At 60.4% G+C, this 18,840-nt stretch carries 14 protein-coding genes and 1 pseudogene; 4 read left to right on the forward strand and 11 right to left on the reverse strand.

All coding sequences use genetic code 11. The features are described 5' to 3' along the window. Positions 1–69: 69 nt before the first annotated feature. The gene (locus RIKMI_RS0101620) at positions 70–864 is read right to left on the reverse strand and encodes a Cof-type HAD-IIB family hydrolase (protein WP_027290207.1); all 795 of its coding nucleotides are present in this window, start codon (positions 862–864) and stop codon (positions 70–72) included. 259 nt (positions 865–1,123) lie between these two features. Here RIKMI_RS0101620 and RIKMI_RS14760 point away from each other — a divergent pair, with 259 nt between their 5' ends. Beyond that, entirely contained in the window at positions 1,124–1,282 is a 159-nt protein-coding gene (locus tag RIKMI_RS14760) for a hypothetical protein (protein ID WP_156877452.1), read from the forward strand. Here RIKMI_RS14760 and RIKMI_RS12630 read toward each other — a convergent pair. From RIKMI_RS12630 to hydG, 5 genes are all read right to left on the reverse strand, one after another. Continuing rightward, a complete protein-coding gene (locus RIKMI_RS12630) occupies positions 1,253–2,269 on the reverse strand; it encodes an ABC transporter ATP-binding protein (protein ID WP_084135138.1) in 1,017 nt (338 codons plus the stop codon). The two genes, RIKMI_RS14760 and RIKMI_RS12630, sit on opposite strands and share 30 nt — an antisense overlap. Further along, positions 2,269–3,261, reverse strand: a complete 993-nt coding sequence (locus RIKMI_RS0101640; protein WP_245584930.1) for an iron ABC transporter permease — start codon at positions 3,259–3,261, stop codon at positions 2,269–2,271. The genes RIKMI_RS12630 and RIKMI_RS0101640 overlap by 1 nt, the downstream gene beginning before the upstream one ends. 1,984 nt (positions 3,262–5,245) lie before the next feature. After that, complete coding sequence (locus tag RIKMI_RS0101650; RefSeq protein ID WP_027290209.1) at positions 5,246–5,638, reverse strand: ExbD/TolR family protein; 393 nt, start codon at positions 5,636–5,638, stop codon at positions 5,246–5,248. Positions 5,639–5,642: 4 nt separating this feature from the next. Then, positions 5,643–6,338, reverse strand: a complete 696-nt coding sequence (locus tag RIKMI_RS12640) for a MotA/TolQ/ExbB proton channel family protein (protein ID WP_051214220.1) — start codon at positions 6,336–6,338, stop codon at positions 5,643–5,645. Positions 6,339–7,119: 781 nt separating this feature from the next. After that, positions 7,120–8,544, reverse strand: a complete 1,425-nt coding sequence (gene hydG / locus RIKMI_RS0101665; RefSeq protein ID WP_037291336.1) for a [FeFe] hydrogenase H-cluster radical SAM maturase HydG — start codon at positions 8,542–8,544, stop codon at positions 7,120–7,122. 759 nt (positions 8,545–9,303) lie between these two features. Between hydG and RIKMI_RS0101670 the strand changes: the two genes are divergently transcribed. Then, positions 9,304–10,656: a sodium-dependent transporter gene (locus RIKMI_RS0101670; RefSeq protein ID WP_027290211.1), complete on the forward strand. Its 1,353-nt coding sequence runs from the start codon at positions 9,304–9,306 to the stop codon at positions 10,654–10,656. A 118-nt stretch (positions 10,657–10,774) separates the two neighbouring features. Here the strand turns inward: RIKMI_RS0101670 and RIKMI_RS12645 are convergent. Both RIKMI_RS12645 and RIKMI_RS0101680 read right to left on the reverse strand, forming a co-directional pair. After that, positions 10,775–11,890: pseudogene (locus RIKMI_RS12645) on the reverse strand (sialidase family protein); the annotation flags it as partial. A 184-nt stretch (positions 11,891–12,074) separates the two neighbouring features. Continuing rightward, the gene (locus tag RIKMI_RS0101680) at positions 12,075–12,860 is read right to left on the reverse strand and encodes a glycosyltransferase family 2 protein (RefSeq protein WP_027290212.1); all 786 of its coding nucleotides are present in this window, start codon (positions 12,858–12,860) and stop codon (positions 12,075–12,077) included. A 147-nt stretch (positions 12,861–13,007) separates the two neighbouring features. On the opposite strand from RIKMI_RS0101680, the gene RIKMI_RS0101690 reads away from it, so the two are divergent. Together RIKMI_RS0101690 and RIKMI_RS0101695 are read left to right on the forward strand one after the other, a co-directional pair. Beyond that, positions 13,008–14,639 (forward strand): S41 family peptidase, encoded by a 1,632-nt coding sequence (locus RIKMI_RS0101690; protein WP_051214224.1) that lies wholly within the window; start codon positions 13,008–13,010, stop codon positions 14,637–14,639. 338 nt (positions 14,640–14,977) lie between these two features. Then, positions 14,978–15,559: a hypothetical protein gene (locus tag RIKMI_RS0101695; RefSeq protein WP_027290214.1), complete on the forward strand. Its 582-nt coding sequence runs from the start codon at positions 14,978–14,980 to the stop codon at positions 15,557–15,559. Positions 15,560–15,640: 81 nt separating this feature from the next. On the opposite strand, the gene RIKMI_RS0101700 is transcribed toward RIKMI_RS0101695, so the two are convergent. The 3 genes from RIKMI_RS0101700 to RIKMI_RS0101715 form a co-directional block, all read right to left on the reverse strand. Further along, a complete protein-coding gene (locus RIKMI_RS0101700; protein ID WP_027290215.1) occupies positions 15,641–16,087 on the reverse strand; it encodes a hypothetical protein in 447 nt (148 codons plus the stop codon). Between the two features lie 256 nt (positions 16,088–16,343). Beyond that, positions 16,344–18,158: a V-type ATP synthase subunit I gene (locus RIKMI_RS0101710; RefSeq protein ID WP_169715486.1), complete on the reverse strand. Its 1,815-nt coding sequence runs from the start codon at positions 18,156–18,158 to the stop codon at positions 16,344–16,346. 8 nt (positions 18,159–18,166) lie between these two features. Then, complete coding sequence (locus tag RIKMI_RS0101715) at positions 18,167–18,763, reverse strand: V-type ATP synthase subunit D (RefSeq protein WP_037291339.1); 597 nt, start codon at positions 18,761–18,763, stop codon at positions 18,167–18,169. Positions 18,764–18,840 lie beyond the last annotated feature (77 nt).

Consider the following 18,840-nt stretch of genomic DNA (forward strand, 5'->3'; position numbering starts at 1 on the left):
TGGACAAAGATAGGCAAAAACGGGTTCGGTTGCGTTTCGGTCCGGGGGGAAAAGTCCCGGCTGCGGGGATTATGCGATCAGGCCGAAGTGCCGCAGGGCGCGGGCGATGCCGTGGTCGTCCACCGAAGTGGTGACGTAGTCTGCCGCCTGCTTGACCTCCGGGGCGGCGTTGCCCATGGCTACGGAGGTACCGACATGACGGAGCATCGGAATGTCGTTGCCGCCGTCGCCGAACGCCATCGCCTCGTCCAGACCGATTCCGAAACGGGCCAGCATGCGGTCGATCCCTTCGGCCTTGCTCACCCCGGCCGGCACCACGTCGGCGAAGAGCGGACTCCAGCGCATGGCCCGGCAGTCGGGGAATACCTCCCGCATCAGGCGAGGTTCTTCGTCGGGGCTGAAAAAGGCGATCAGTTGCAGCACGCCCCGCCGTGCCGCCGCGCTCCACTCGTCGAACGGCACGACGACGGCCAGGTTTTCGGTTTCGACCATTTTACGCACGCGCGTGACCCGTTCGTTCACGAAGTTGATGCACATGCCTTTTTCGCCGGCCAGCACGCAGGCGAACGGCTCCGGCCCCTGCTGCCACCGGATCATCCGTTCGATGTCCGCGGAGGCGATTCCGCGCCGGAAGATCACTTCGTCCCGCCCCGCCAGACAATAGCCGCCGTTGAGGGTCACGTAACCGTCGAACGGGAAGTCGAGGACGGGAAAAATATCGAGCGGGTGCCGCCCGGAGGCGATGAACAGCCGGATGCCTTTGCCGCGCAGCTCATCCAGGGCCTGGCGGGCGGACGAGGGAATACCGTGGGTACGGAAACTGACCAGCGTGCCGTCGATGTCGAAAAATATGGCCTTTATCATATCGGTGCAAAGTTAGCGGGTTTCGGGACTGCCGTGCAATAGTTGCGGGCGGCGGCCCGTTGTTAGGATATATAACGACCCGATTATTATTTTGATATACCGGCAGTTTTCACCGGCGTTTTTCGGCCTGCGCCGGACCCTCCGGGACTTTGGATTCGCAATATTCGACTCGGGCGGCACCGCCGAGCCGATGGAGGAGACCATGCCCGAACATCTTCGGTATATCCAAGTATATAAATCAGGTACAACGATTCTTCGTATGGACGAAACTCTGCTCGACGACGCGCTCCTGATGCGGGAGGCGACCGGCGGCGACCCCGAATTGCTGGCGGTCGATTTCTGGCTCCGCGAGGCGTTTGCCCGGCTGCGCGAGCGGGACGAAGTTCCGCTAACGAACGGTTCCGGACCGCCTCAGTAGGGCGGCCAACGCATGGAAATCCCCGGCGGTGCCGACCGTCCCGCTCCGGGCGTCGGATACCGAGAACGTTCCGTCGGCCGACAGGGCTATGGAACAGTCGGCCGGAGCGGTCTCCCCCGCGACGACCCGGAAACCGCACCGGGCGGCGACCCCGGTGAGCAACGCCGTCGTTTGCGGATCGGTCGCCGCAGGAATCTTTACGGTCCGTTCTTTCTCCTGTTCCAGCCTTACGGTGCCCTCGGGCGTGAGGGTCAGCGGCGTGCCGTCGAACATGGCGTTCAGACGGCCGGAACGGAGCAGGTCTTCGGGAGCGCCCGCCGCCACGCCTTCCGGGGTCATTACCCACAGGGCATCGCACAGCTGGACGGCGGTCGAGAGATCGTGGGAGGAATAGACGACGCTTTTTCCGGTGTCGTGGGCCAGCTCGCGCAACAGCAGGGCGATCTGGTAGCGGTTGGGCAGGTCGAGGAAAGCGGTCGGTTCGTCGAGCAGCACGAGCGGCGTGTCCTGAGCCAGGGCGCGGGCGATCATCACCCGCTGCCGTTCGCCGTCGCTGAGGCTTTCGAGCGTCTTGTCCCGGAAAGCGGCCATGCCGACCCGTTCGAGCGATTCGCCGACGATCCGTTCGTCTTCTGGCGACAGGGTACCGAACCAGCCGGTATAGGGAGCGCGGCCCATCGATACGACTTCACGGACGCGCAGGTGGGCTGCGGCAACGGGTTCGGTGGTCACGAATGCGATCCGAGCGGCCCGTTCGCGGGCGGTCATCGAGGCGACTTCCCGACCGTCGAGCAGTACGCGGCCCGCCAGAGGCGGCCGCACGCCGGCCAGCACCCGGAGCAGGGTGCTTTTACCGACGCCGTTCCGTCCCAGCAGGGCGGTCAGCTCGCCTTCCGGGGCGCAGAGCGAAAGGTGTTCGGCCAGCAGGCGCGTTCGGGCGTGCCGCTGTGCGTAACCGAGGGCGATCTCTTCAAGTTCGAGTTTCATCACATCATTCTCCCGCGTTTGCTGTTCACGACGACCATCACGACCACCGGGATACCCAGCAGGGCGGTGATGGTATTGACGGGCAGTATCAGATCGGTACCCGGCAGCTGCGAAATCATGTCGCAGAGGAGCATCATGTCAGCCCCTATCAGTACCGAGGCCGGGAGCAGGATCCGGTGGTCGGCCCTGCGGAAAATCATGCGTGCGATATGGGGGACGGCTATCCCGACGAAACCGATGGGACCGCAGAAGGCCGTGACGCTGCCGGCCAGCAGCGAGGTGGCCAGGAAGATGATCCCGCGCACGCGTCCTACGCTGACGCCCATGCTGCGGGCGTAGCTCTCGCCCAACAGCAGCAGGTTCAACGGCTTGACCGACAGGGCGGCGAGCAGCAGGCCGCCGGCGACGCAGACGGCCATGATAAGCAATTGGCCGTGCGAGAGTCCGCCGAGGCTGCCCATCGACCAGACGACGAATCCTTTGAGGGCGGTGTCGCTGCTGAAGTATTGCAGGACGTCCACGAATGCGGAAGCGGCACTGCCGAACATCATGCCGAGGATCAGGACGGCCATGATGTCGCGGATGCGGGCCGATACGGCTGTCACGAGCAGAAGGATGGCGGCGGCGCCGATCCAGGCGGAAGCGGCGGTACCGAGGTCGCGGGCGATGCCTGCGCCGCCGAGCATGGGGAGGCCCAGCAGAAAAAGGGCGACGCCGAGGCTGGCGCCGGAACTGACGCCGAGCACGTAAGGCCCGGCCAGGGGGTTGCGGAAAATGGTTTGCATCAGCAGACCGCTGGCGGAGAGGGCGGAGCCGGCAAGCAGAGCGACGGCGGCTTTGGGCAACCGGAAGTCGAAAAGGATGCGCCGCACGATGTCGGGGTCGGCATGATCGCCGAAAGACCACAGCACGCCGGTGGAGCCGACGAGCACGTCGGCAATGGCCAGGGCTGCGAACAGCAGCAGGAACAGGGTGAATTTCAGTTTCAACACCGGTGGCTTGGATCTTTTCCCTATTCGGGCGGCGTGCGCGAACCGCACCGTGTTTTTTGTCGTGTGTTCAACCCGCGACGACACGACGGCCGTAAACCGCAGGGGCATTTATCCGCGTAGCGGCCGGCCCGAACCGACGGCGGCAGGCCGATGCCATCGAACTTGTTCGTATGGCCGAGGCGCCCGGAGAAAGCCGAAACGGCAAACCATCTTCGGCGCAAAACTGGTACCGACCAGCACTCGAACCGGCCTGTAGCTACCCCTGCCCTCGCTGGATCCGGGCCTGCGGCAGAAATGGTCTGCCGAAGAGTCGGCGGGCGGCGGAGCGCGTAAGTGCGAAGCCGCAGTAAGGCCGGGAAGCGAGTAGCTAAGTCCCCATGCCAATGGCGGCGCGCCCCGTGGGGGGCGTGGGCGCGCCGAAAACGATACAGCGGCCGGCTAAATCCTCTGCCAACGAGCGGCTGAGTTTCCGCGCCAGCGGCCAGCCCGAACCGACGCAGCAGCCGAGCGCCATCGAACTTGTTCGTATGGCCGAGGCGCCAAGAGGAAGCCGGAACGGCAACCCACGCCGGCGAACCGACGCTGCCGGCGTGGGCGATCGGGGTTGGCTTCGCCTTCCTCCTCGCCGTTCGGCAGTGCTTAAGCCCGCTTGCACTGCTCTCACCGGCAGCGTCGGTTGCACGAATAGCCGAGGCGCAAGGAGGACAACGAGCGAAGCGAAGTTAACGGCTGCAACCTCATGAAGTTCGGTCTTGCCCTCGCTGGCTCCGGCCTTGAATCTGCAAATTAAAAGTACGATTCTTTCTACGGTCGGACGCCCGGGAGCGGTCGCAACTTTCGGCGCGTAGAGCGGCGAATTGCGGGCCTCCCGTGGGGGAGGCGTCCGGCCCGCCCGCTAACGCGGAAACTTATGCTTTAACTGTATGGTTAATCGCCATGTTTCTCCTTAGTCAGCCCGGATCGAGTGCCGAGCGGCATCTGGCCTCCGCTGCCCGGAGGTTGCGGCCCCCTTAGCTCCGGCCTTGAATCCGCAAATTAAAAGTACGATTAAATAATTGAGACATGCTTTGCGACCTTCCGGTCGCGCGGGCCGCAGCCTCCCGCAGCGGAGGCCCGCTCGCTCGCGACGCTCGTTCCCGTTCCTCGCAGGCTGCGCCCCATTACAAAAAAAACTACAATTAAATGTCCCCGGCCTTTTCCCTTGCGCTTAGCTCACGGGTAAAGACTGCTGGCCCGGGAATGTGCGATTTTCCGTTCCGACGGGAGTCGGGAACGGGGAATCGCATTCCCGGCGACTTTTTTGCTTACTTTTTTGGTCGCGCAACCGACGCAGCAGCCGGGCGCCATCGAACTTGTTCGTATGGCCGAGGCGCCAGGAGGAACCGAGCAGCGTACCGAGGCCAGAGGCCGTTTACGGACTATGGCGAGGAAGCGCGAGGAAGCCACCGGCAAACCATAGGTAAAAAAGTAAGTGCCCCGCCGGCATGAGGCGTCCGGCACAGCCGCTGTCCCCGCGGCACGAGCGGACAAAGAAAAAACAAACACCTGTCGGCGAAAGACATACAATTAAACCTACGGTTATCTATCCGCGTAGCGGCCAGCCCGGAGCCACCCCCGGCGAAGGGCTGCAACCTGCGGTCGCGCCCTCGCTGGCTCCGGGCTTTAACCTGCAAATTAAAAGTACAATATAAAAGGCAGGAAAATATTTTTTGCGACTTTCCGGTCGCGCGGGCCGCAGTCTCCCGCAGCGGAGGCCCGCTCGCTCGCGACACTCGTTCCCGTTCCTCGCAGGCTGCGCCCCATTACAAAAACCTACGTTTTTTATTGATGCGATTCAAGAAAATCGCCGGCTTATGCGGTGCCTCCGGGCACTCCGACCGGGAGTTTGTTCCGCTGGGGAGCGCAAAGCCGATAGTATTAAATTAAACCGTACCTTGAATTCATAGCCGTCAAGCGTCGTTCGCCCCGCGTTCGCTCCCCCGCATTACTCCGGCGCCGTGGCCAGCACCAGTTTGTATTTGTTGTCCCGCGCGATGTTCATCACCTTCACCACTTCGTCCACCGGTACCGTACGGTCGCAGTGCAACGATACGGTGGGATCTTCCACCCCTTCGAGTTTCGCTTTGAGCCTCGGCGCCAGCTCCGCGAACGGCACCTGTTCCGTCTCCACGAAGTATTGCAGATCGGCCGTGATCGACACCGTCGTGTACGGCTTCTCCTTGTTCGTATTGCTGCTCTTGGGCAGAAGCAGTTTCAGCGCATTCGGGTTGATGAGCGTCGTGGAGATCATCAGGAACAACAGCAGCAGGAAGATCAGGTCGGTCTGCGACGCCGAACTTCCGCCCATATCCACTTTCGAACCCCGTTTGATAGCCATATCCCTACCGGTTGATGAAATTGCCCCCCGCCAGCGGATTTTCCCCGGCCGTTACGATGTCCATAAACGCGATCGTATTGGCCTCCATCTGAAAGACCAGTTTTTCGATCCGCGCCACCAGAAAATTATAGCCGAAATAGGCGGGAATCCCCACTACCAGACCTCCGACGGTGGTAATCATCGCTGTGTACATCCCGCTGGCCAGAATCGACAGATCGACCGACCCTCCGGCGGCCGCCATATCCATGAACGCCTGTACCATGCCGAGCACCGTTCCGAGAAACCCGATCATCGGCGCGCCGCCGGCCGTGGTGGCCAAAAACGGCAGCCCGCTCTCCAGCCGCGAGACCTCCAGATTGGCCACATTTTCGATCGAAGCCTGTATATCCGCCTTGGAGCGGCCCAGGTTCATGATCCCTTTTTCGATCATCCGCGCCACCGGGCTACGCCGTGCGCGGCAGTACTGGATCGCCTGTTCCGTTTTGCCTTCGTAAATCAGGTCCCGGATTTTGGCCATGAAGCCTGCGTCTGTTTTACCCGACGCCTGCCGGATCATCCAGAAACGTTCGAAAAAGATGAAGATCGTAATGGCCGAGAGGAGCGCCAGCGGGATCATCAGCCATCCCCCCGCCAGAATCAGCGAGCCGAGGCCTATCGTTTCGGGTTTGGCCGCCTCTTGCACGGCCTGCAACAGCATCATATTCTACTTGAGTTTTTGGAAAAAACGTTATCCTTGCAAAGATACACATTTTTGGCATTATCCTTCATCGGGGGAGGCAGGGCCGGTTCGGAAAGATTATGCATGCCGCGCGTCGTCCGCCGGCGCGGAAACGAGAAACGGACAGTGCGGTTATTTTGTCGAGTCCGCCCTCCGGCCTGCCGGAACCGGCTACCGGGTACCTGCCCGAAATGAATGAAACCGTAGGTTAAATAAACACTTCTTCCGACGTCTTACTTTGTATCGAAGTACGGGCAGAGGCTGCTAACCCGGGAATGTGATTTTTTTACTTACTTTTTTGATCGCGCAAGAAAGAAAGCGCCCGCGGCATGAGCGGGCAAAGAAAAGACAAACGCCCGTCGGTGATAGATATAGAGTTAACCGTACGATTTTATGTAAAGTTCTCCCGATGTCAGCCCGGAGCCACCCCCGGCGAAGGGCTGCAACTCGCAAAGCTCGTTTGGCCCTCGCTGGCTCCGGGCTACACCGTATGAATTAACTGTACAGTTAAAACTAAATTTCCGCATTAGCGGGCGGGCCGGACGCCTCCCCTCGGGAGGCCCGGTACCGCTCGGCACTCGATCCGGGTTGTAACTACCCGAGACCTCCCGGGCGTCCGACCGTAGAAATAATCGTACGGTTTCTATTGATGCGATTCGAGAAAATCGCCGGTTTTCGCGATACCGCCGGGCATTTCGACCAAGAGTTTCCTCCATTGGACGATACGGTCCGTACCGATGTCAGCCGGGGACCCGCCGGCAGATCAGAAATAGAGGTCCCGCTCCCCGGCCCGGATACGTTCAAGCCGTTCGCGCGTCAGTTCCGCCGAGGCCGCCGGCAATCCGGCCAGAGCCGTTTCGATCGCCGCCCAGCCCTTGCTCGCCACCCCCTCCGACGCATAGTCCGACAAGTACTCCGCCAGCGTCAGGATAGCGTTCGGGCCGCAAAAACGCTTGATAAAACCCGGCACCGAGAACTCCATGAAATGCTCCCCCGTGCGGCCCCGCCGATAGCACGCCGTACAGAACGACGGCAGGTATCCTTCGGCCGTCAGCGTACCGATGATTTCGTCCAGCGAGCGGTCGTCGTTGATGGCGAACTGGCGCGATCCTAACTCTTCGTCCGGCGCGGCGGCCGAAGAATAGCTCCCGATTTCCAGCCGCGTACCTCCGTCGATTTGCGAGACCCCGTAACGGATCGCCGCGTCGCGCACTGCCGCCGGTTCCCGCGCCGTCAGGATCAGCCCCGTATAGGGCACTGCCAGCCGCAGTACGGCGATGGCATAGATGAAATCCTCGTCGCTCACCGGCGAGGCGGCCGGCAACGAAGCCGACGACTCTTTGATACGAGGGAAAGAGATGGTATGCGGCCCTACGCCGAAACAAGCCTCCAGATGGTTCGTATGCCGCACCAGCGCCATGATTTCGAACCGCCAGTCGTGCAGCCCCAGCAGCGCCCCCAGCCCTACGTCGTCGATGCCCGCCTCCATAGCCCGGTCGAGGGCCGTCAGCCGCCAGTCGTAGTCTGCCTTTCGGCCTCCTAAGTGGTAATGTTTGTAGGCTTCGCGGTGGTAGGTTTCCTGGAAAATCTGGTAGGTCCCGATACCCGCTTCGCGCACCGTGCGGAAACCTTCGACCGTCAGCGGCGCGGCGTTGATGTTCACCCGGCGTATCTCGCCGCCCGGAGCGGTCTTTACCCCATAAGTGATACGCACCGTCTTCGCGATATATTCCGGGTCGTACAGCGGGTGTTCCCCGTAAACCAGAATCAGCCGTTTGTGTCCGGCCCGCTCCAACGCTTCGACCTCCCGCACGATCTCTTCGTCCGAAAGCGTCTTTCGCACCGTTTCGGTACTGTCGGCCCGGAAACTGCAATAAGCGCAACGGTTCGTACAGCGGTTGCCGACGTAAAGCGGAGCGAAAAGCACGATCCGGTTGCCGTAAACTTCGCGTTTGAGCCGCGAAGCGGCTTCCAGTACCGCTTCCCGTTCCTGCGGCCCGGCACCGAGCAGTACGGCTACCTGCGAAAGGCTGAGGCGTTCACGGTCCATAGCCCGTGCGACGGTTTCGAGCACTTCCTCGCGGCTGGGCCGGACGTGCGCGGCGAGGAATTTTTCTATCTCCTGCCCGTCGATGAAAGGTTCTCCGGAACGGTCGGGAATTGCGTATTCTTGAGGATTGAAAATCATGTCGTTACTGAAAAAAGAGCGGGCGGCATGCCGCCCGCCTCGCAAATTTACATTATTTTTGTCTTTATTATTACTGTACCGTTATTTCATTCGACCCCGGACATCCGGCCTTATGTTTAACCGTACGGTTATTTATCCGCGTAGCGGCCAGCCCGGAGCCACCCCCGGCGAAGGGCTGCAACCTGCGGTCGCGCCCTCGCTGGCTCCGGGCTTTAACCTGCAAATTAAAAGTACAATTATTTCTACAGTCGGCCGCCCGGGAAGGGTCGCAACTTTCGGAGCATAGAGCGGCGAATTGCGGATCTCCCGTGGGAAGGCGTCCGGCCCGCCTGCTAACGCGGAAGTTTAGTTTTAACCGTACAATATAAAAGGCAGGAAAATATTTTTTGCGACCTTCCGGTCGCGCGGGCCGCAGCCCCCGCAGAGGCCCGCAACAAGTTGCAGTCCGTCCGCAGGCTGCGACATTTTGGAAAAATCGTACGGTCAAATTTTATGTTTGAAAAGGCCACGGCCTGCGGAGAATGGGACAATTACAGCCCGGTTCGAGTGCCGAGCGGCATCAGGCCTCCGCTGCCCGGAGGTTGCGGCCCGTCCACCGGCGCGGAAACTGAGTTTTAACCATACGACTCTTCGTTATGCGATCCGCGCGGATCGTCGGTCTTTGCGCCGGACAGCTATTCGACCGTCGGGGGCGGAGCGAGACGAGAAGACGAATGCAGTGTAACAACAATAATAGACAATTATAGAGCAACACAGGACATGAAAGAGCAAAGAGGCGCGTTTACCAGCAGTTTCGGAACCATGATGGCCGTGGTCGGTTCAGCCGTCGGATTGGGCAATATCTGGCGTTTTCCCTACCTGGCCGGCGTAAACGGCGGCGCCGCTTTCCTGCTTCTTTACCTGTTCCTGATCCTGCTGGTAGGCCTGCCGCTGATCCTTTCCGAGTTCGTGATCGGCCGGGCCACCCATCGCGGAGCGGTCGGCTCGTTCAAACAGCTCGCCCCGCGGAGCAGGTGGTATCTGGTCGGTTACATGGGCGTCGTGGCGGGGTTCTGCATCCTGGGATTTTACAGCGTTATCGCAGGGTGGAGCGTCCGTTTCCTCTACGACTCGGTCATCAATGCCAACGCCGGACAGAGTTACGACGAAATCGCGGCGTCGTTCAACGCGTTCAAGAATACGGGCTGGCAGCCGATCCTGCTCTCGGCCGGGTTTCTGGGCCTCACGGCGTTCGTCGTCTTCAAAGGGGTGGAAAAAGGCGTGGAACGGTGGAACAAGATCCTGATGCCCCTGCTGATCGGCATCCTCGTGGTGCTCTGCGTCAATTCGTTCACCCTCGACGGTTTCGGGGCGGGTATGAGCTTCCTGTTCAGCCCGGACTTTTCGAAAATCACGGCCAATACGGTGCTCGACGCGCTGGGGCAGGTATTCTTTACCCTGAGCCTCGGCATGGGAGTGATGATTACGTACAGTTCCTATGTGGTCAAACCGGAGAACATGCTTCGTTCCAAGGGAATCGTAACGCTCATCGATACCTCGATCGCGATCATTTCGGGCATTGCTATTTTTCCGGCAGTGTTCACATTCGGCATCAGCCCCACACAGGGACCCGACCTGATTTTCCTGACCCTTCCGAACGTTTTCGGCCAAATGGCAGGCGGGCAGTACGTGGGGATTCTCTTTTTCCTGCTCATCACGATCGCCGCGCTGACTTCGATGGTCTCGATTTTCGAGATGATGACCAATTACATGATGGAGGAACTGAAGATGACGCGCCGCCGGGCGGTGCTGTGGCTGCTGGGTACGCTGTGCCTGGTCGCGGCCCTGTGCGCCCAGTCTCAGGTCGAAGGGTCGCGCCTCATGATCGGGCGGTACAACATCTTCGATTTTCTCGACATGCTTTCGTCGAACTACCTGATGACCATCGGCGGCCTGCTGATCGTCGTTTTCGCAGGCTGGCACATCTCCGAAAAACGGCTGCGCAAGGTTTTCACCACGAACGGGGCCTACAACAACCGGATATTCCCCGTATTCCGCTTCGTCATCCGGTATGTCTCCCCGGTAGCCGTAGCCATTATTTTCCTGAGTAAAATCGGATTGATCCGAGGATAAGGCGTTTCCGCCGGCGGTGCCGGCCGGTATCGCCGGGGCATCCTGTGGACAAAGCACAGCCGCGCGAAGCGATGCAGGCGCCGGACCGCGACTGCCGGTTCCGGCGCAGCGCGGCAGCTCATTCGGCCCGCAGCAATTCGTCGAGGCCGATGGTCTGGAACACTATGCGCGATCCCCCGCTTTCGTAAAGTACGCCAATGGTATGCTGATCGAGGCTGGTTATGCAGGAGTAGCCGAAACTCAGCGTCGAGTCGAGCAGTATGCCGCGGCTCCAGCTCGTCCCGTCGTCGCGGCTCACGCGCAAAGTCATGTTGCGGCGCTCGGTTGCCGAAGCAGGATTGCAGAAGAGGAGCACACTTCTGGCTGTGCCCTTTTCGGTGTAGACGTGCCTGTGGAGGGAAGCCATGCAGACAGGTTCGACGAGGGCTTTCTCGGAAGTGGGATGGACCTGCCAGCTCTCGCCGAGGTCCGCAGTGGTGCAGACCACGCGCCCGGTACGGCGGTTGTTGCGCATGTTGAGCATCAGGCGGCCGTCGCCGAGTTCCGCCACGGCGCATTCGGTAGTCTGGGAAGCGGCAGGGGCAGAGGCGTGCCACGTGCGGCCGCGGTCGGTGCTGTACATGATGCCGGAAAAGGGTATCCCGGCGCTGTCGCGTCCCTGGGTGGGAAAAACGAGGATACCGTCGCGAGTCACGATTCCCCGCCCCGGAGCCGGTGCGAAAAGCCACCATTCCGGGCGTTTGACGGAGGCCGTGATGTTCCGGGGAGCGGACCAGGTCCGTCCGTCGTCGGAGCTTTCGGCGAGCAGGAACTGGCACGTCCGGTATGGCGAGGTGCCGGGCTGCGACCCGCGGCCGACCCATTGATGCTGCCAGCGGGTGCTGTCTTCGGTCAGACCCTCGATCCACTTCCCTTCGTCGTCCAGCAGGCCGTGCATCCACAAACCCGCGACGTATATTTTGCCGCTGGCACTGTCAACCAAAATACAGGCGTCGCTGACGCCGTTGTATTTGGCAGGCAGGCCGCCCCACCGGCCCATGTCGAGCACGGTGCGCATGGGTTCCCAGGTCTTGCCGCGGTCGGTGGAACGGCTCAGGCCGATGGCCATACGTCCCTGGAGATCGCGCGAGGATTCGTACCGGGCGTCGTAGATGGCGAGCAGGGTGCCTTTAGGGGTGGTGGCCAGGCCGGGGATGCGACAGGTGTGGACGCCGTCCTGTCCGGGCTGGCGGACGACGGTATAAGGCCGTTGCGCACTTGCCGGGAAATGGCACAGGAAGCCGAGAAAAAACAGCGAAAGAAGATGCTTCACGGGTAAAATGTGATTAGCGGTTACGGTTCGGCAGGTTCCGCGAGGGACGATTTCCGTTTCCGGGCCGTCCTGTCCGGTGTAGAATTTTTCCGGAGGGCCCGCCGGTTCAATATATCTTGCGGTAAGGCGGGCGGCGCAGCAACTTGTCGAGCAACATTTCCCAGACGAATCCCGCATGCGCGAACAGCGTCGCCACCAGCCCGTAATGCCGCCGCATGATCGTCCACCGTTCGCGCAGGCTCGCCCGGCGGCGGCGCGTCGAGATGCCGCCCGTGGTGAAACGACTCAGCACGAGGCCCGTATCCCGGATCGACGAGGCCCGTTTCAGGCATTCGATCACCCAGTCGATATCCGCCGCCAGCCGGTAACGCCGCGTATCGTACAGCGGCGCGACGGCCCGCCGCACGATGAAAGACTGGTGGCACACCACCATGCCCCGCTGCAGCGACCGCCAGGTCAGCCCGCCGCGCGGCAGCCGCTTCTTGCGCAGCCCTAACGCCGTCCCGTCCGGAGCGGTCACCAGCGTTTCACCGTAGTAAACGTCCGCCGGGCCGTCGGCCGCCAGCGGCGAACCGGGTCCGAAAATCCGGGTCAGCACGTCGGGCGCGTAAACCGCGTCTGCGGCGTTCACGAACCACAGGTAGTCGCCCGTCGCCGCCCGAATGCCCTTGTTCATCGCGTCGTACAGCCCGCCGTCCGGCTCGCTGACACTATACGAAATCAGCGATTCGTAACGTTTTATGACAGCAGGGGTACCGTCGGTCGATGCTCCGTCGATCACGATCACCTCCAGTTCCGCCGCCGAACGGTCCAGCGCCGCGAGGTTCGAGAGCGTCCGTTCCAACTCCGCAGCCGCGTTCCGCACTACCGTGATGACCGAAACCTTGACCATAGTCGCAATAAGGGATGAATTCCCTGCAAAATTACTATATTTGGCACGATTTTACGCACACCGGCGCAAACGCTGCCGCCGGCCGGAAGGCGCAGCAACCGCAGGACCGGGGAAACGGTCTTTTTTTCGGACAGAATATCTTTTTCTATGGGCAATTATAAAACCAATATACGCATCACGCTGTTCCTGGTCACTTCCCTGTTGATCGGTACGGCGTTAGGAGTCATGCTCGAACGCGCCGCGCTGCGCGACGCCTATACCGAAGCCCGGCAGGGCGACAAACTGACCTGGGCGCTGAGCCAGATCGAAGAACGGTATGTCGATCCGATCGACCGCGACTCGCTGGCGGAGCTGGCCGTGCCGGTGCTCCTGCAGGAACTCGACCCGCACTCGGTCTATATTCCGGCCAGCGAGTTCGCCGCCACCAATGAGCCGCTGACCGGCACGTTCGACGGCATCGGCGTGATGTTCAACATGCTGACCGACACGGTGCAGATCACCAACGTCATCTCCGGCGGGCCGAGCGCGGCGGCGGGGATCGTGGCCGGCGACCGCATCATTACGGTCGATGACAGTACGATCGCGGGGGTCAAGATGGACCAGGACAAGGTGGTCGGTATGCTGCGCGGCAAACGCGGCTCGACGGTGAAGTTGGGTATCCTGCGTTCTCCGGCCACGGACCTGCTGCCCGTTACCGTCACGCGCGGGGCCATTCCCATCAAGAGCCTCGAAGCGGCTTTCATCGTGCCCGGCAACCCCGAGGTAGGCTATGTCAAGTTCGGCCGGTTCGCCGCCACTACATACAGCGAGGTGCTCGCCGCGCTGATGCAGCTCCGGGAACAGGGGGCACGCAAGGTGATCCTCGATCTGAGGGGCAACGGCGGCGGTTATCTCGACCAGGCCATCTACATCGCCAACGAATTTCTGCCCAAGGGGCGCAAGATCGTCTATACCGAAGGATATGCCTCTCCGCGTGCCGACCAAGATGCGGACGGGCGGGGACAGTTTCAGGACATCGGGCTGGCCGTGGTGATCGACGAAAATTCGGCGTCGGCTTCCGAAATCGTAGCGGGGGCGATTCAGGACAACGACCGAGGGGTGATCGTCGGCCGCCGCTCGTTCGGTAAGGGGCTGGTGCAGGAACAGATCGGCTATCCGCTCGACGGCTCGGCCATGCGGCTCACCGTCGCCCGTTACTACACCCCGGTGGGCCGGTCGATCCAGAAGCCCTATACGCCGGGCGACGGAGAGGATTACAACGGCGAACTGATCCGCCGTTTCGACCACGACGAAATGTTCAACATCGACAGCATCCGCCTGGCGGATTCGCTGAAGTTCGTCACTCCCGGCGGCAAAATCGTCTACGGCGGGGGCGGGATCATGCCCGACGTATTCGTGCCGATCGACACGACGGGCGTAACGCCCTATTTCTCGAAACTGTTCCAGAAAAACCTGATTTTCCGCTACGCGCAGCGGACGACGGACCGCTACCGCAAGCAGGTCAATGCGATCCGCAGCCTCGATGAGCTGGATCGTTTCTTTGCCGACAAAAACCTGTTTTACGATTTCGTCGCTTTCGCCGACCGCGAGGGAGTGCATCCGACGGAGACCGAGATGACGCTTTCCAGACCGCTCATCACGGCCCAGATCAAAGGCTATATCGGCCGCAACACGTCGTTGGACGAAACGGCCTTTTATTATTATATCTTCCCGCAGGACAGCACGCTGGTGCGCACGGTGCGGGCGCTCGGCGACAGTTCCCCCGCGCCGCGGCAGTAAGTCTCTCTGAAATCCATGGCAAGACACGGGCGGTGATTCCCATAAAGGAAATCACCGCCCGTCATGCATCCGTACTCTCCGTCCGCAAACCCGGCACCGCCGGTCGTATACTTCGTCCTCCGGCACCGCCCGGGACCGGTTATATTTGTGCTGACAACATACCTAATAACCTTTAACTATATAAGACTTTCCCCAGTTTTATATCCATACTTGATTTTCAATTGTTTTCGGCCCGCACCCATCCCCCGAAACAGCGGAGTCGCCTGGGCGCAGGCCGGTTGGGAAGATCAGTACCTGATTCAGGGGAAAGTCGTATATAGTCACTAAAACAAAATGCTATGCCACACCCATGGAACACCTTTCCCGGCACCGGTATCCAGTACAAACAACAGGATTACGCCTACGGCTGTTTTCCCTGCGCCCTGCGCATGATTCTCGTCAATACCGGCGACATCGCCCCCAATATTGACATTGAAACCGGCATCCTCCAATCCGTCGCCACCGGGCGCGGCCTTGCTCCCGGTACAGACCTCAACACCATCGGTCCGTCACCCGTCGAACTCACCGATGCCTTCCAGCAAATTACAGGCCCCATCAACGATCCCGTCCACGAGTTCATACACTTCACCCTGAGCGGCCTCAGCGACTCGCAGGTTGCCGCCGACGCCATCGCCGAGGCCAACGCCCAATACCGCTTCGTCGGTGTTATCGGCGCACAGGTCACACAGAGTAACGATGCCGGCGGCCATGCCGTCGTCATGCAATTCAAGGACGGTGCAAACTATTATTTTATGGACCCTTCCGACCCCACACAGACCTGCCTCCTGACATCACCCGTCGCACTCACCCCGTGCGAAGCCGGGCTAATGATAGGCAACCGATACGGCGCCAACAACCTCTGGGTTATCTGCAAGCAGTAATCCCCTTTCAAACGCCGTTCGGGCCGGACTCTCCTTTTGCGGAGAATCCGGCCCGAACCGTTTTTGCCATTCAGGCGGCGCTTAGATCGCCTGGCTGATGAAGAACACGGCAGCCACGCCGAGAATAGCGTACAGCTCCGGGAAAGCCAGCAGGATCAGCGAGTTACCGAACACGTCGTGCCCGTTTCCGATAGCCGTGATCGCATTGGCGGCCACCTGTCCCTGACGGAGCGAGCTCCAGAGGCTGACCAGACCGAGCGCCAGACCGCCCCCCAGAATGGCCGCAGCCTGTGCCATCGTGATCTCCGGGGTCAGGAATCCTTTGAGCAGGAAGTACCCCAGAAAGCCGTACAGACCCTGCGTCGAAGGCATCGCGCACAGAATCATGTAACTACCGAAAGCCCCTTTGTTCTTTTTCATCGCCCCCACGGCGGCGTTACCGCTGATGGTGGTGCCGTAGCAACTTCCGACCCCCGAGAAAATAAGCATGATCGCGATCCCGAGATAAGCAAGCAAGATTGGTTCCATAATCGTTGTCTGTTTTTGTTTTTATTGTTTTGTTAATTGTTTTTCATGCACATCGCCAGGCATTCTCCAGCCTCGCGCCGCCCCGTTTTCCGGCGGCTCTGCCGCCCGGCGCCGGGGCTGCCGTTACCGCGGAAGTTTACAGCCCATATGGCCCTGCCCTCTGCCCCCTTCTGCGCCCCCTCGTCGCCCCTTCTACGCCCTCCTCTGCGCCTCGCCCCTTCGGCCTCCCTCGCCTCCCCTTCGCCGCCGCGCAACATCACTTTTCCGCCCGTTTGAACGGTGTGAACCGACGTCCGCCACCCTCGAAACCGGCGTTTTTGTAGAACTCCACGAATGTCAGACGGACCGGATGCACGAATGCTCCCAGCGCGCTGATAAAGATATTCAGTCCGTGGCCGATCGCCAGAATCGCCGCCATGAAAATCCAGCTCAGCACCGGAATATCCCCGCTCAGCCCTACCGACAGCGCGTTGAATACCTGCGCGATGATCGCGCCGCAAAGACCGATCGCGAACAACCGCACGTAAGAGACCAGGTCGCCCACTACGCCGGTCGCCATCTCGTAACAGCTGTACAGCCCCGCCCCTACGTTGATGAACGGGTTTTTGTGCGGCGAATTGAGGAAAAAGATCAGCACGCCCGAAATCCCCAGCAGTATATAGAACGCCAGACTGCCGGCCGGCAACACGCCCAGCAATACCAGAATGCCGCTGATCATCAGGATCACCCATCCGAGGGTCGAAAGCCCGTACAGGAAACTCCCGTTCTGTTTCGAGCGGTTGAAGATGCGCAGGATCTGTCCGAACAGCACCTGCGCGGCCCCCATGCCGACCGCCACGTTGAACATGTTGTCGTTCGAAACGAAATACTCCTTGAACCGTACCAGCGCCGGCACTTTCGCCAGTTCGATACCGAACATGTTGCCCGTCAGCAGACCGAAAAATACCGCCGCGATATTCAGGAACAGCACCAGCCACGCATAATCGCGGAACCGCACCGGAATCTTGCGCCAGAAAAGTACGATCGCCAGGATGAACAGCAGCCCGTAACCCGCGTCCCCGAAGCACATGCCGAAAAAGAGCATGAAGAACGGCGCGAAAAACGGCGTCATGTCCAGCTCGTTGTATTTCGGCAGCATGTAGAGCGATCCGACCGGCTCGAACAGCCGTGCGAAGAAATGGTTTTTCAGTTTGATGGGCGGATTCTCCCCGGCCGTGGCCTTGTCCGATTCGTAAATGACCCCCTCGCGGTCGAAAAACGCTTCCACTGCGTCCCGGTTGGCCGCCACCGACCATGCCTCCACGATCTTGACCGTCCCGTCGGCATAAGACTCGCCCGCGTTCACCGCCTCGTCGAACAGAACCCGGTTTTTCATCTCCAGATAGTCGGCCCAAATCCGCTCGCGCGACAGGGCGGCACGGGCGATCACGGCCTGCTGTTCCTGTTCCTGCCGGAGGAAATCCTCGATCTGCGCCTCTTTCTGCGCGAAGGTCATCTCCGGCGCTTTCAGTTCCGTCGCGGCACTGCCCAGTTCCACCGGTTCCGCCGTACCGTTCTCCGTCAGGGGTTGAGCCACCACGAAATAGGTTTCGCCGCCGGCCGTCTGAGAAACGACCTGAATGGCATATTCGCGTTCCCACTGCGGGTCGTACTGTTTCGTAGCGACTTCGAAGAAACGCAGCGCGATCCCGTCCTGTTCCCTCAGGCGCCTGATCTCCTGCGGGTCGAATTCGCCCCACATCGCCAGTTCGTCCAGTTCGGTGGTCGCTTTGGCACGCATGTTTTCCAGCTGGGCGATGCGTTCCGCAGCCGTTTCATAGGCTTCGACCGCTTCGTGCACGGTAGCGAACGGCGCCGCGTCGTTGTCCTGTCCGGCTTCCGCCGCGCCCGGTTTCACCGAACCGAGCCGCTGGTAAACGGTCCGGTAACGTTCCGATGCCGCCATCAGGTCGCGCACCTGCTGCGGCGCGTCCCAGTCGCGCAGGGTGATGTCCACCATCCCCAGCTCCCGGAGCTTTTCCATAAAAGGCTTCACATCGCCGTGGTACAACAGCAGGTTGTACCGTATCATCGGTTCAATCATATCGTAGCCTCCGCTTCCAATCTGGATTTGACAATCTTTTGCGACGATTTGGAGAGGTTCTCCTCGTCTTCGAGGAAGCGTTTGATTTTGCGTATCGCTTCCTGATAGCCGGGAATCTGCACTTTTTCGTACAGGTTCACTTTCTGAGTGGTCTTTTTGCGGGCTTTTTCGAGCAGGTCCATCTTCCGCTGGTAAAATTCGCTTTCGACGCCCAGCCGCGCCAGTTCCTTGAGTATCCGCACGCCGTCGGCGATCCACAGCGGGGCGCTGAACAGGTTGTACGGTTTTTCGCTGTACCGGATATCTTCCAGCACGGGTATCTCGACGCCGGCGATCTTCTGGGTACCGAATTTCACGTCCCGCACTTCGATCAACGACCGGTCGAACTCGCCCCAAAGCTGTACCATATAGTCGTATTCAGCCATGGTCTTGTCCAGCTGCGCTTTCAGCTCGGTCATCCGGTCTTTGGCTTTCTTGACCTCGGAACGCAGGGCGGATTCCTTGCTTTTGATGGTGGGCAGGGCTTTCTGCCGCATGGCGAGCTGCTTGCCCAATTCGCCCAAGGCGGTTTTATTGAACTGAAACTTTATCATCCCATTTCTCCCTTTTCCTTCCTCTATTTCGTATATTTCGGTTTGAGGCAACCGTTCTTTTTCTGAAGAAAAAGAAC

Origin of the sequence: Rikenella microfusus DSM 15922 (assembly GCF_000427365.1) — a bacterium.
GTDB classification, from domain to species: domain Bacteria; phylum Bacteroidota; class Bacteroidia; order Bacteroidales; family Rikenellaceae; genus Rikenella; species Rikenella microfusus.